The organism is Streptomyces sp. G45 (genome assembly GCF_049542095.1).
In the GTDB taxonomy this organism is placed as follows: domain Bacteria; phylum Actinomycetota; class Actinomycetes; order Streptomycetales; family Streptomycetaceae; genus Streptomyces.
In genome coordinates this window covers 207785-221034 of sequence record NZ_JBMUZU010000001.1, presented here as the reverse complement: position 1 = coordinate 221034, position 13250 = coordinate 207785, and the positions used below count along the sequence as shown (strand labels likewise).

At 73.7% G+C, this 13250-nt stretch carries 11 protein-coding genes and 1 pseudogene; 9 read left to right on the top strand and 3 right to left on the bottom strand.

The window, feature by feature from the left end; genetic code table 11:
* Positions 1-17: 17 nt before the first annotated feature.
* The 4 genes from ACOBQU_RS00995 to ACOBQU_RS00980 all read left to right on the top strand — a co-directional run bounded on the left by ACOBQU_RS00995 (position 18) and on the right by ACOBQU_RS00980 (position 4718).
* The gene (locus ACOBQU_RS00995) at positions 18-1064 is read left to right on the top strand and encodes a TauD/TfdA family dioxygenase (RefSeq protein ID WP_423623713.1); all 1047 of its coding nucleotides are present in this window, start codon (positions 18-20) and stop codon (positions 1062-1064) included.
* An 8-nt stretch (positions 1065-1072) separates the two neighbouring features.
* The gene (locus ACOBQU_RS00990; RefSeq protein WP_423623711.1) at positions 1073-2332 is read left to right on the top strand and encodes an MFS transporter; all 1260 of its coding nucleotides are present in this window, start codon (positions 1073-1075) and stop codon (positions 2330-2332) included.
* A 120-nt stretch (positions 2333-2452) separates the two neighbouring features.
* Positions 2453-3532, top strand: a complete 1080-nt coding sequence (locus ACOBQU_RS00985) for a methyltransferase (RefSeq protein ID WP_423623709.1) — start codon at positions 2453-2455, stop codon at positions 3530-3532.
* A 190-nt stretch (positions 3533-3722) separates the two neighbouring features.
* On the top strand, positions 3723-4718 hold the full coding sequence (locus tag ACOBQU_RS00980) for a hypothetical protein (RefSeq protein WP_423623707.1): 996 nt from the start codon (positions 3723-3725) through the stop codon (positions 4716-4718).
* A 255-nt stretch (positions 4719-4973) separates the two neighbouring features.
* Here the strand turns inward: ACOBQU_RS00980 and ACOBQU_RS00975 are convergent, their stop codons facing one another.
* A complete protein-coding gene (locus ACOBQU_RS00975) occupies positions 4974-5672 on the bottom strand; it encodes a response regulator transcription factor (protein WP_423623705.1) in 699 nt (232 codons plus the stop codon).
* An 86-nt stretch (positions 5673-5758) separates the two neighbouring features.
* Between ACOBQU_RS00975 and ACOBQU_RS00970 the strand changes: the two genes are divergently transcribed.
* Positions 5759-6436, top strand: a complete 678-nt coding sequence (locus ACOBQU_RS00970) for a M15 family metallopeptidase (RefSeq protein ID WP_423623703.1) — start codon at positions 5759-5761, stop codon at positions 6434-6436.
* A gap of 38 nt (positions 6437-6474) precedes the next feature.
* The gene (locus ACOBQU_RS00965; RefSeq protein WP_423634182.1) at positions 6475-7614 is read left to right on the top strand and encodes an endonuclease/exonuclease/phosphatase family protein; all 1140 of its coding nucleotides are present in this window, start codon (positions 6475-6477) and stop codon (positions 7612-7614) included.
* A gap of 67 nt (positions 7615-7681) precedes the next feature.
* Here the strand turns inward: ACOBQU_RS00965 and ACOBQU_RS00960 are convergent.
* Positions 7682-8652 (bottom strand): annotated as a pseudogene (locus tag ACOBQU_RS00960) (serine hydrolase domain-containing protein).
* Positions 8653-9212: 560 nt separating this feature from the next.
* On the opposite strand from ACOBQU_RS00960, the gene ACOBQU_RS00955 reads away from it, so the two are divergent.
* The 3 genes from ACOBQU_RS00955 (at position 9213) to ACOBQU_RS00945 (ending at position 12020) form a co-directional block, all read left to right on the top strand.
* The gene (locus tag ACOBQU_RS00955) at positions 9213-10544 is read left to right on the top strand and encodes a sensor histidine kinase (protein WP_423623702.1); all 1332 of its coding nucleotides are present in this window, start codon (positions 9213-9215) and stop codon (positions 10542-10544) included.
* Positions 10541-11254, top strand: coding sequence for a response regulator transcription factor (locus tag ACOBQU_RS00950; protein WP_423623700.1), 714 nt, complete (start codon positions 10541-10543; stop codon positions 11252-11254). The genes ACOBQU_RS00955 and ACOBQU_RS00950 overlap by 4 nt, the downstream gene beginning before the upstream one ends.
* Before the next feature lie 355 nt (positions 11255-11609).
* Positions 11610-12020, top strand: a complete 411-nt coding sequence (locus tag ACOBQU_RS00945; protein WP_423623699.1) for an RICIN domain-containing protein — start codon at positions 11610-11612, stop codon at positions 12018-12020.
* 120 nt (positions 12021-12140) lie between these two features.
* On the opposite strand, the gene ACOBQU_RS00940 is transcribed toward ACOBQU_RS00945, so the two are convergent.
* Positions 12141-13148, bottom strand: a complete 1008-nt coding sequence (locus tag ACOBQU_RS00940) for an ArsR/SmtB family transcription factor (RefSeq protein ID WP_423623697.1) — start codon at positions 13146-13148, stop codon at positions 12141-12143.
* Between the last annotated feature and the right edge of the window lie 102 nt (positions 13149-13250).

Here is a 13250-nt window from a genome sequence, read left to right as displayed (position 1 = left end):
GATCACTTGGAGTAGTCATGTCACATGCCGTTCAGGTCACGTCACGGGAAGCCGTACCGGCGGAACCGGCCGCGCGGGCCAGCGCGGCCGAGGGGGCCAGCGGGGCCCAGGGCGCCGTCTTCACCCTGTCCCCGGCGGACGCGGCCGAGATCAGCCGGGTCGCCCAGCGCCTGGCGGCCGTCTCGGACCGGGTCGACGACGAGCGGTGGGTGGCGGCCGCCAGGACCGCCTGGGAGGACCTGCCCCGCGCCTTCCGGTGCCGGATCCGCGCCTTCCGCCGCGACTCGGGTCCGGCCGGAGCCCTCGTGGTGCGCGGACTGCCCGTCGGCGAGGGCGAGTTGCCCGACACGCCCACGGTCCGCGGGTCGGTGCAGCGGGCCACCAGCCGGTCGGCGGCGCTGCTGGTGATGACGGCCTGCGGCCTCGGCGACCCGGCCGCCTTCCGCGCCGAGAAGTCCGGGGCGCTGGTGCAGGACGTCGTGCCGGTGCCCGGACAGGAGGACTTCCAGGGCAACGCCGGGTCGGTGGACCTGCTGATGCACAACGAGAACGCCTTCCACGCGCACCGCCCCGACCACGTGATGCTGCTGTGCCTGCGCCCCGACCACGAGCGAGTCGCGGGACTGCGCACCGCGTCCGTCCGCGAGGCCCTGCCGCTGCTGTCCGAGCGGACCCGGGAGGCCCTGGCCCGGCCCGAGTTCAGCACCCAGCCGCCGCCCTCCTTCGGCTCGACCGGCGGCCCCGCCCCGGACCACCCGGTCCTGGACGGCGACCTGTCGGACCCCGACGTCCGGGTCGACTTCGCGGCCACCGAAGGGCTCACCCCGGCCGCCCGCACGGCGCTCACCGAACTGTCCGGCGCCCTCGACGAGGTGGCACGCACCGTGCTGCTGACCTCCGGCGACCTGGCCATCGTCGACAACCACGTCACGCTGCACGGGCGGACCGCGTTCCGCCCCCGCTACGACGGCGCCGACCGCTGGCTCCAGCGCAGCTTCGTCCTTGCGGACCTGCGCAGGTCGCGCGGCTTCCGCCCGGCCGACGGCTATGTGCTCGCCCCGTAGGCGCCCCGGTGCCCACCTCAGCCCTGCGCTACCGGGACTTCCGTCTGCTGTGGCTCGGCCAGACCGTCAGCATGGCGGGCAGCGCGGCCTCCCGGGTGGCCGTCCCGCTGGTCGCGGTGACCGCCCTGAACGCCTCGTCCTTCACCATGGGCCTGCTGCACGCGGCGGCCTGGGTGCCCTGGCTGGCGGTCGGCCTGCCCGCCGGGGCCTGGGTCGACCGGCTGCCGAGGCGGCCGGTGCTCTTCTGGTGCAACGCGTTCTCGGCGGTCCTGCTGCTGCTCACCACCGCCGCCGCGTGGTGGGAGTTCCTGACGATCCAGCAGCTCCTGCTCACGGCACTGCTCACCGGAGTCGCCAACGTCTTCTTCACCACCGCCTACACCGCGTACGTCCCCACGCTGCTGCCCGCCAAGGCGCTCATGGACGGCAACGCCAAGCTCCAACTGAGCGAGTCCACCGCCGACCTGGCGGCACCGGGCGCGGCGGGCCTCCTCGTCCAGGCCGGAGGCGCCACCCTCGGCTTCCTCTCCGACGGCCTGAGCTTCCTGGTCTCGGCGGCCCTGCTGAGGCGCATCAGGGCCCGGGAGGGGCCGCCCGCCGGTACCGGGCGGCGCTCGCTGGGCCGGGAGATCCGCGAGGGGATCGCCTTCCTGCGCGGCAATCCGTTCCTGCGGGCCGTCGCGTGGTGCGACGCCGGGATGAACCTCTTCCTCTCCGGCACCCAGGCCCTCGTGGTGGTCTTCCTGAGCCGGACCGTCGGGCTCACGGCGGGCGCCATCGGGCTGCTTTTCGGCCTGGTGTGCCTCGGCGGCGTGGCTGGTGCGGCCCTCGCTCCCCGGCTGTCCCGGCAGCTGGGGAGCACACCCCGGGCGTTCCTGTGGTGCGCGGTGCTCGGCACGCCGTTCGGCCTGCTGGTGCCGCTCACCAGTGGCGGAGCCGGTCTGCTGGCCTTCGTGATCGGGGACTTCTGCCTCACCGCCTCCATCGCGGCCGGGAACGTGCTCGCGGTGAGCTTCCGCCAGACGCACTGTCCGGCGGACATGCTCGGACGGGTCAGCACCAGCATGCGCTTCCTCGTCTACGGCACGATCCCGGTCGGCAGCCTCCTCGGCGGGGCGCTGGGCACCGCCTGGGGTGACCGCGGCGCGCTGTGGGTGCTCTACGGCGGCGCCACCGTCTGCGCCCTGCTGCTCCTGCGGGCGCCGATCGGACGCGGCTCCGGCAGCCCCGGCCCGACCGCCCCGGCGCGCTCGGTGCCCGCGCCGTAGCCGACCCGTGGCCGGAACCGGCCTGAGCCCAAGGCGGCTCAGGGGCGACGGGGTTGGGGGAGCGGACCCCGGGGCACGGGTGTGCTCGACCGAGCGCGCACGCGGAAGGAGCCGGGGACATTGGGCGACAAGAGTGCTGGTGAGCGCAGGGTGGACGGCGGGCGCGGCCCGGACGCGGGAGGTGCCGCACTCATCGAGGCGGCGCTCGGCTTCGTGTTCCCGGCCGCGCTCAGGGCCGCCGCCCTGGTCGGGGTGGCGGACCACCTGGCCGAAGGGCCCCGGACACCGGCCGAGCTGGCCGCCGCCACCGAGACCGACGCGGCGGCCCTGACGCGGGTGCTGCGGCTGCTCGCCACGCGCGGCCTGTTCAGCGAGGACGAGCAGGGGCGCTTCCGCCTGGAGGCGGCGGGCGAGGCACTGCGGTCCGACGTCCCCGGCTCCGTACGGGGCGGGGTGCTCATGCTCACCGACCGCACCTTCTGGCTCCCGGCGGGGCGCATGGACCACTGCCTGCGCACCGGCGGATCCGTCTTCGAGGACATCTTCGCCCAGCCGTTCTTCGACCACTTCGCCCAGGACGCGGAGACCGCCGCGGTCTTCCACGACGGCATGGCCGCCATGTCGAGCGTGGAGAACGGACCGATCGCCGACGCCTACGACTTCCCGGAGACCGGCACCGTCGTGGACGTCGGCGGCGGCCAGGGCGGACTCCTCGCCGCCGTCCTGCGCGCCCGGCCGGGCCTGACCGGCGTGCTGTACGACCGGGCCCACGTCGTGGCCGGACACCGGCTGGGCGAGGACGCGGCGCTCGCCGGGCGGTGGTCCACGGCCGAGGGCGACTTCTTCAGCGACGTACCCAAGGGCGACGTACTCGTCCTCAAGCGCATCCTGCACGACTGGGACGACGAGCAGTGCGTGCGCCTGCTGCGCGCCTGCCGCCGCGCCCTCGCGCCGGGCGGCCGGGTGCTCGTGGTCGACGCGGTCATCGCGCCGGACAACCGCCCCCATCAGGCCAAAGACCTGGACCTGCTGATGATGGCCTCGCTGGTCGGCCGCGAACGCACGCACGACGACTTCCACGCCCTGCTGGCCGAGGCGGGCCTGAGCCTGACCCGTGTCGTCCCCACGCCCACCGTCCTCAGCGTCGTCGAGGCGGAGGCGGCGGACGACGGGTCGCCCGGGGGCGCGCTCGGCGGGTGAGCGCCCGTCAGGCGCCCTGGCCGGGGCCCGCGCGGCGGCGGTCTGTCGGCGGTGGTCGCCAGGCGGCACTCCCAGAACGCGTCAGCGCGGACGCGGTGTCCGAATGCCTCGCCGAATGTCGCGTGCATGGCGATAGTGATATCCGGGCGCGGAGCCTTGAGGACAGGGTGCGGGGAAACCGGGGGAGCGCATGGAGACTTCTGAACTCGCGGCCATGGCGGTCGCGGTCATGACCGCGACGGCGACCGGCGCGGCGACCGCCGCTGGTCAGGGCGCCGGAGCCGCGGTGGCCGAGGCGTTGCACGCCCGTCTCGCCTCGACGGAGCGAGGGCGCGCGGCCCTGGACACGCTGAACCGGGCCCCGGAGGACCCGGCCGCACAGGACGCGGCCCGCTCCGTGGTCCAGGAGGAGATCGAGGCGGACCCCGAACTGCGGCAGCGGCTGCGACTGGAGCTGACCGCACCAGGAACCAACGCCACGGGCAGCCTGCTGATCACCGGCAGCCAGGTGTCCCGCAGCTCCATCGCCCTCGGCCCGCTGACCATCAACAACACCCGGGGCGGGCGGGCCGTCATCGCCTTGGTGGCCGCTCTGCTGCTGGCCCTGGTGGTGCTGGCCGTGTACGGGGGCACACGGCTGATCGTGGTCGACGACTCCCCTGAGCCGTCGCAGGACGACGGCGCACGCCGTGCCGTGCGAGCCCTGAACGTCACCGAGGTCAAGCGGGTCGTCCCCCACCTGAGCAGCATGCCCTCCGGCTGGGAGAGATCCGGGTCCCTGGCGGCTGGCAAAGAAGAGGAGAACGGGTGCTCACGCGCCCAGGCGCGTTTTCGCACGAGCAACTGGAATGACGGCGGCACCAGGACGGTCTGGGCCGAATTCATGGTGTGGTCCTGCCCCAGCGCGACGCTGACCGCGAAGGGTTTCGAGGAAACCCGGTCGGGCGTCGCGAACAACAACAAGGCGAGGGAGATCTCCTTCCCGGGCCTCGGTGACCAGCGCTCCGCGATCACCCACTACAACATCGACCTCGACGAGACGACAGCCGTCGCCCTGGTCCGTGTCGGCACCGTCCTCGTCAAGGTCGACTACGAGCCGGTGCCCGACGACTCGGGCTGGTCCAGGGAGTTCGAGCAGTTGGCCTCGGCGGTCACCGCCCGCGCTCAGCAGGTCCAGAACGCGTGACCCGCGGCCTCGCTCCTGCGAGAGCCGGTGAGGTCCTGGAAGCCCTTCCCCGTGTTCCCGTCCTCGATGGGTCGGCGGCACCCCGACGTGCGTGCGGCACGGGTGAGGTTCATCGAGGTGGCGCCTGTAGCCATGAGGTGTCCCCGCTACGCGCAGGAGGAACACCCCCACCGCCGTGAGCGGCAGGAGACCGGGGACTCTGAGGAACCCGGCGTAGCTGACGGTGAGTGAGGCGGGGCGTTCAGGTCGGGGCGCCTATCCACGACCACCCCCGCCGCCGTCCAAGGCCCCGGCGCGCGCGTCGATGCGGTAGCCGACGCCCGGCACGGTGGCGATGAGCCAGGGCTCGCCCAGGCGTTTGCGCAGCGCCGAGACGGTGATGCGCACGGCGTTGGTGAACGGGTCCGCGTTCTCGTCCCAGGCCCGCTCCAGCAGTTCCTCGGCGCTGACGACACCGCCCTCGGCGGCGACGAGGACTTCGAGCACGGCGAACTGCTTGCGGGTCAGCGCGACGAAGCGGCCGTCCCGGTAGACCTCCCTGCGGAACGGGTCCAGGCGCAGCCCCGCGATCTCCCACACCGGGGGCCTGCTGTACGCCCGCCTGCGGTTGAGCGCCCTCAGCCGCAGCGCCAGCTCCCGCATCTCGAAGGGCTTCGTCAGGTAGTCGTCGGCGCCCAGCTCGAAGCCGGAGGCCTTGTCGTCGAGCCGGTCGGCCGCGGTGAGCATCAGGATCGGCATGCCGCTGCCGGACGCGACGATGCGCTGGGCGATCTCGTCACCGGACGGCCCCGGAACATCGCGGTCCAGTACGGCGATGTCGTAGCTGTTGACATGCAGCAGCTCCAGGGCCGTACCACCGTCGCCCGCGACGTCCGCCGCGATGGCCTCCAGGCGCAGGCCGTCGCGGATGGCCTCCGCCAGATAGGGCTCGTCCTCGACAATCAACACACGCATGGCCCAACCGTACGACTGGGCGCGTATCGTCCGCGTATCGAAATCCGCATACGGGTCGGCAACGCCGCGCCGCCTTCACTGGCGGCATGACACGAATCCCGCCAGCGGCTCATACCGCCACCCGCCGGACGCGCAGGCTCCTCGTCGGCGCCCTGACCGCTGCCGTCGTGATCATCGCGGCAGTCGTCGGCTACCGGATGCTGAAGCCCTCGCCGTCGTCGGCCGAGGTTCCCTCCAAGGCACCCCCGGCCCCCTCGCCGTACGCCGACCGCGGGGAGCGGCGGGTCTCGCCGGGCGCGGCCGAGGGCGTCGTCCCCGAGGGCACGAAGGTCCTCGACGACACGCAGGCCCTCGACGACACGGTCCCGGCCCTGGCCAACCTCGACCCACGCCTGCGCGCGGCCCTCCGCGAGGCGGCATCCGACGCCGCCGCCGACGGAGTCACCCTCACGCTCAACAGCGGCTGGCGCTCCCCGAAGTACCAGAACCGGCTCCTGCGCGAAGCGATCTCCACGTACGGATCGCCGGAGGCGGCCGCCCGGTGGGTGGCCACCGCGGACACCTCACCGCACGTGGCGGGGGACGCCGTCGACATCGGAGGCGACGGCGCGGCGGCATGGCTGTCCCGCCACGGCGCCGCCCATGGCCTGTGCCGGATCTACCGCAACGAACCCTGGCACTACGAACTGCGCCCCCACGCCAGCGAACAGGGCTGCCCGCGCCCGTACGCCAACCCCACCCAGGACCCGAGGATGCAGCGGTGACCAGCACGTTTCCCACGGACACCTCCACGGACACCTCCATGGACGCCTCTTTGGACGCCCCCACGGACACCTCCACGGGTGCGCCCGCGGGCGCACCCACCGGCGGCGAGCGCGGACGGCCGACGGCGCCGGTGGACACCGCGCCCGCCGGGCCACCCGACGCCGGGGCCTGGAGGGCGCGCGCCCGCCGGGCGGTCCGCCGTCTCTCCCGGCCGGAGCCCTGGAAGCGCGGCCCGGTCCCCACGGCCCTGGCGGCACTGCTCGGCCTCACCCTGCTGCTGCACGCGCGGATCCCCGGCACCCACGGCATCGGCAGCCTGGTGGAGTCCTTCCTCCCGTGGTTCGGCCTGTTCGTCCCGGTGCTGCTGGCTGCGGCGCTGTGGCGTCGCTCCGCCTCGGCGGTGGTCGCGCTGGTCCTGCCGGTCGCGGTCTGGCTGCACCTCTTCGGCGGGCTGCTCGTCGACAAGTCCCGGCCGGGCAGCGACCTCACCGTGGTCAGCCACAACGTCAACGCCGACAACGCCGACCCGGTCGGCACCGCCCGCGACCTGGCGGCCTCGGGGGCGGACGTCCTGGCCCTGGTGGAAATGACCGAGGAGGCCCAGGTCACCTACGCGAAGGAGCTGGCGAAGGCGTACCCGCACCACACGGTGCGGGGCACGGTCGGGCTGTGGAGCAAGCTGCCGCTGTCCGGCACCCGGACGGTCGACACCGAGCGGCACCAGGGGCCGCCGACGGGTGCCAGGCCCGTCGTCTGGAGGGCGGCCGACCCGCGGGCGCTGCGCACCACGGTCGCCACGGAGCAGGGGCCCCTCGCCGTGTACGTGGCCCACCTGGGCTCCGTACGCGTGAACCCCCGAGCGGGCTTCGCCACGGCCAACCGGGACGGAGGCGCGCGGGCGCTCGCCGCGGCCGTCGCCGCCGAGCGGAACGAGCGGGTGGTACTCCTCGGCGACCTCAACGGCACCATGGACGACCGGGCGTTCGACGGGCTCACCTCGCGGCTGCGCTCCACCCAGAAGGCGGCGGGGAACGGCTTCGGCTTCAGCTGGCCCGCCAGCTTCCCCATGGTGCGCATCGACGAGATCCTGGTGCGGGGAGTGGAGCCGCGCAGCTCGTGGGTGCTGCCGCGCACCGGCAGCGACCATCTGCCGGTGGCGGCCGGGATCAGCTGGTGAGCCCCGCGGACAGGAGGCCTGAGCACGGCCGTCCGGGGCGCCCCGCCACCTGACGCGGCGGCACCGGCTACCGCCGGGCGCGGCACAGCGCGTTCGTGACCAGCCGCGTCGCCGCCCGGTGCTGGCGCAGCGTGTCCGGCACGGAGGTGGCCCACTCGGAGGACATCGCGGCGGTGACGGCGATCCGGCCGTCGTCACTCACCGCGTTGCGGCTCATGGCGCCGATCTCGTCGCCGCCGTGGCCCCAGTACCAGCCGCCGCACGGCAGCTTGTTCCGCATCAGCCCGAGCCCGTAGCGCCCGCCCGGGTAGGGCACCTGCAACGCGCCCCGCATGGGGACCGTCCGCTTCATCTCCTTGAGCTGCGCGGGCTTCAGGACCCTGCCGCCGAGGAGGGCGCGGTAGAAGCGGTTGAGGTCGGCCGTGGTGCCGATGAGGCCGAAGGCCGGGGCGGTGTCCTTGTAGAGGGTCACGTCGACGAGCCTCGGCTCCGACTCGAACCGCTGGTAGGCGCGCGCGTGCGGCTTCCGGACGGCGGGCGAGTCCCCGGATGGTAGGTGTGCCGCATCCCCAGCGGCTTCAGGAGCCGGTCCCGCACCTGGTCGTGCCAGTCGCCTCCGGTGACCTTCTCGATGACCATCGTGAGCAGGACGTAACCGGTGTTCGAGTAGCCCCAGCCCTTGCCGGGCGGGAAGTCCGGACGGTGCCGCATGGCCCGCTCGACCAACTGTCCGGGGGTGAACGGGCGGAAGCGGACCCGGTAGTACTCCTGTGCGCTGTCGATGCCGGGGTGGTCGTCGTGGATGCCGCTGGTGTGCTGGAGCAGCTGGCGGAGGGTGATCTTCCGGCCGTCGTTGCCGTGGCCGCGCACCACACCCGGCAGCCACTTCTCGACGGGGTCCGCCAGGGCCACCCGCCGCTCGCCGACGAGTTGCAGCACGACGGCGGCCACCAGGGCCTTGGTGTTGCTGGCGATCCGGAAACGGCCGTCGACGGGCACGGGACGCCCCGTGCGGAGGTCGCCGGTGCCGCTGGTCACGGTGCCGGAACCGTTCCGTCCGCCGTTCACCCGGGCTTGTACGCCGATGGCGCCGGTGTCGCGTACGGCGTCGGCGTCACGCTGGGACAGCGCGGGCCGCCCGGCTGCGGACGCCGGAACCGCGCCGTCCCGGCCGCTCTCGGCGACGGCACCCGGTGTGGCGATCGCCAGGGCGAGGGCGGCGGCGACTCCTGGCGTGGCGTGACGGCGGTGCGCGGGGACAGCCCGTCGGAACGGGGCACCTCGTCGGAACGGCACACGTCGGCGGGGCAGGTTCGGTGACACGGAATCCTCCGGTAGGGGGGGCCGCCGTCGCCCCGACCGGGCGGACCGGAACGCGCGACGCGGACGCTGTGGACGGGAGCGCCTTCGACGCTAGGGGCGGGCCCCTGAGGTGGGCGTCGTCCGCCGGGAGGGGACGGCGGGGCAACTTTCGTTGCCCGCACTGCGTCTCCCGGAACCGCCGGTCCTACGGTGACGGCCGGGCCCGGGCCGCGGGGGTGGCAGGGCGTGAGGTGAGCGGGGGCGGGATGCGTGCGGGAGCGCGAGCGGGGGCGGGCATGGGCGAGGGCTTATGGGCGTGGCAGGGAACGGAACGGTCCGAACGGGCGCCGCGGGCGCGGTCCGTGCGGGCGCGCGCCGCCGCGGTGCGCCACGCACTCGCCGGGCGCCCCGCGGACGTACTCGTCACCACCGTTCTCACCGGCGTGGCGGTGCTGATGCGCCTGCGCCAGCCGATGCCCGAGGGCGTCGGCCCCTGTGCCGCGGTCCTCGGGCCGCTCGTCGCGGCATGTGTGCCGCTGCTGTGGCGGCGTACGCGTCCGGGGCTCGTGCTCGCCGCCACGGCGGCCTGCTACCTGACCGGTGAACTCCTCGACCCGGTCGGCGACAACGCCCAGTCCGTCGGGCTGGCCTGCTACTCGGCGGCGCGGTACATGCCGGGGCCGCGCAGCCTCCTCGCCCCCCTCGTGCTCACCTCGACGCTGCTCGCACCGGACCTGGCCGCGGGGCGGCTGACCGTCTTCTCACCGGCCGACGACGCGATCGCGCCCGCCGAGTACCTGGTGGCCGCCGCGATGGCCGCCGCCGTGTGGCTGCTCGGCGCGTCCAGGCGCCGACTGTGCACGGACGCGGAGCGCCTGCGCGACCTGGCTGAACGGCTCCGCGCCGAGCAGCGGGTCAGTGCCCGGCGCGCGGCGGCCGCCGAACGCGCCCGGATCGCCCGCGACCTGCACGACGTGGTGGCCCACCACATCAGCGCGATCGCCTTGCAGGCACGCGCGGTGACCGTCGTCCTGCCCGACGACGCGCGCACCGCCGCTCAGGGCGTGGCGGCGATCGGCGAGACGGCGGACACGGCGCTGGACGAGATGCGCGGCCTGCTCCGACTGCTCGCGGAACCGCCGCCGGACAGCCAGGCGAAAGGGGCCCACAGCGCGTGGCCCGAACCGGGCGCGCCGGCGCTGCCGCCGCCGCAGCCGTCGCTGAGCCACCTGGACCAGCTCACCGCGCAGGCCGAGGCGGCGGGCTGCCCGGTCACGCTCACGGTCACCGGCCCGGTCGCCGAACTGCCGCCCGCCGTCGCGGTGTCGGCCTACCGCGTCGTCCAGGAAGCCCTGTCCAACGTCCGCAAGCACGCGGGTGCCGTTCCCGTACACATCGAACTGGCCTGCGGCGACGGCTGGTTGACGGTCGCCGTGGACAACGGCGCGCCCGACAGGGGGCGCCCGCCGATGCCCGGGTCCGGCCTCGGCCTGGTCGGCATGCGCGAGCGCACCGCACTATTCGGCGGCACGCTCCGCGCGGGACCGGTCGCGGACGGGGGCTGGCGGGTCGTGGCCACGTTCGGGGCGCGGCACGGCCGTTCGTACGCGGGGGAGGCGGAGGGGTGACCCCGCGGGTACGGGTGCTGATCGTGGACGACCAGGAACTGGTCCGGGCGGCGCTGCGGGCGATGCTGCGCCGTACCGTCGTCGACGTGGTGGGCGAGGCCGTGGACGGCGCGCGGGCCGTCGAAGCGGCGTACGAACTCCGGCCGGACGTCGTGCTGATGGACGTACGGATGCCGGGCGCGACCGGTGTGGAGGCGACGGAGCGGATCCTCCGCGACTGGCCGCACCCGGGGCCGCGGCCGCGCGTGCTGGTGCTGACGACGTTCGACCTCGACGAGTACGTGTACGCCGCGCTGCGTGCCGGGGCCAGCGGCTTCCTCCTGAAGAACACCACACCGCGGCGGCTGGTCGACGCGATCACGGAGGTCGCGGCGGGCGAGGCGACGCTCGCGCCGACCGTCACCCGACGCCTGGTCCGCGCCTTCTCCGGCCTGCCACCGCCGCTGCTGCCCGGAGGGCCGGGCGGCACGCCCGGCCCCGGGCGCCAGGACAGCCCGCTGTCCGCGCTCACCCGACGCGAAGCGGACGTCGCACACCTGGTCGCCCGCGGGCTGTCGAACGCGCACATCGCCGAGGCGCTCGGGCTCGGCGAGGCCGGGGTCAAGAGCGCCGTCAACCGCATCCTGACCAGACTCGGCCTCACCAACCGCGTACAGATCGCGATCCTCGTCCTCACGGCGGAAAACGGAGGAACACACCCAACGCGATAAACCGCCAGCGACGGCTCAGTGAATTGTCGGCGCCCGTGAGGTATTGAGGACAACCAACCAGGTCGCTGTACGAGCTGTACGAGCTGTCCGGATGGCCATTTATGCCCGGTGGCCGGAACCCGTGCTTGCCGGAATGGTTTTCCATGCACTTCTCTTCTCTGTGCGAGAAATATCCGACTCGCAGATCCTTTCTTCCTGGCTCCTGGCTCCTGGCTCCTTGCTCCTTGTCCCTGGCTTCTGGCTCCTTGTTCCTGGCTTCTGGAAACGACCGGCGATCCAAAGGAGAACGACGATGCCCCAACGTGTGACCTCGCGCGTGTCAGCGCTGGCCGGGGGAGCGGCCGCGGCTCTCGCCGTGACCGCCCTGCTCGCCGCACCGTCCCAGGCCGCCGCCGAACCGCCCCGGACGGCGGCGCTCTGGAGTACCTGGGAGAACCAGCACTACGCCAATCAGTGTCTCGACGGCAGCGTCTCTCAAGGCGTCCGTCTGAACACGTGCAATGGCGGCAATTACCAGACGTGGACCTACTTCCACGGCTACAGCGACCAGATCCAGCATTCACAGTCCGGCCGGTGCCTCGACGGCAGCGTCTCCCAAGGCGTTCGCCTGGTGGCCTGCAACGGCGGGACCTATCAGAAGTGGTATCCCGACTCCAGCACCCATGAGATCAGGCACGGGCAGTCCGGCCGGTGCCTCGACGGCAGCATCTCCCAGGGCGTCCGCCTGGTGGTGTGCAACGGAGGCACCTACCAGAAGTGGAACTAGCGGCCCGCCCCGCGACAGCCGCTGGATCGACGGTCACCGGCCCGCGCCCGCTCCCCGCGCAGGGCATCACCGTGCCGGTGACCGTCGCCACGGCCGCACCGCGCGCCGGGCCCGCCGGGATCACGTGCCGGACGACGCCAGCAGCGCGTGTCCGGCGGGGCTGACGGCGTGGCGGGCGGACCTGCCGTCGCGGGTGAGGGTGGTGAGTCCCGCCCTGCGCAGCACGCTCGCGTGTTCGCTGGCGCTGGCGGGGGAGACGCGGGCGCGGGCGGCCAGTTGGGTGGTGGTGCACCCGGTGTGTTCGGCGATCACCCATAGGACCGTGGCGCGGGTGCGGCCGAGCAGGGCCCGCAGCGACGACGGGGCTTCGGCGAGGACACCGGCGGTGACGGCGGCGGGGGCCGTGGTGGCGTGCGCGCTGTCCCGGACGGGGAAGGTGATCCAGGGCTGGCCGTCGTCCGGGAGGTCGTACGCCGGATAGTGGGAGCCGAACACGGTGGGGATCAGCAGCAGGCCGCGCCCCGCCAGGTGGATGTCCCCGTCGCGACGGGAAGCCGTCGTGAGGTGCAGCACCGGTGAAGTCCACGTGATGTAGCGGGGGTTCAGCTCGCTGAGCAGACGCTCGATGCCGTGCTCGGCCAAGTGCCCCAGGCGCAGGGCCCGGTCCGCGCCGGCGAGTTGCTCGATGCGCGGCCAGTACGGGGCGACGAGCAGCCCGTGCGCGGTGTGCACGGCCTCGGCCAGGTCGCGTACGAGCGCGGTGTCCTGTCTGAGTCGCCGGACCGACCTGGGTACGTGTGCCAGGCCCGCCGCCCAGCGGTCCAGGTCCTCGGTGAGACGGCGGACGGGGGTCGAGCAGAGCCGGTCCTGGAAGTCGTCCGGATCCTCGGCGCGGTGCAGATCGAGGAAGTCCGCGGACGCGCCCAGCGCGGGGATGAGGTCGAACAGCGGGGCCAGCCGCTGCGGCAGACGCGGCGCCGTACGCCGCCGCCAGGCGTCGAACCGCGCCGGATGGCTGCGCTCCTGGAGCAGCCGGATGCCGATGTCCAGTTCCAGCAGGGGGCGCACGCCGGAGGCCAGGCGGGTGCGGGCCAGGTCCTCGGCCGTGAAGTGGATGCGCAGGGTCACGCGTGGAGCCTCGCCGCCGAAGGTCGTTTCGGGCCAGCCCGAAACGAGTCGACCTGCGCGAGCCGCCGCCCGAAGCTGTAGGGGCAAGCACGGGGAAAACCG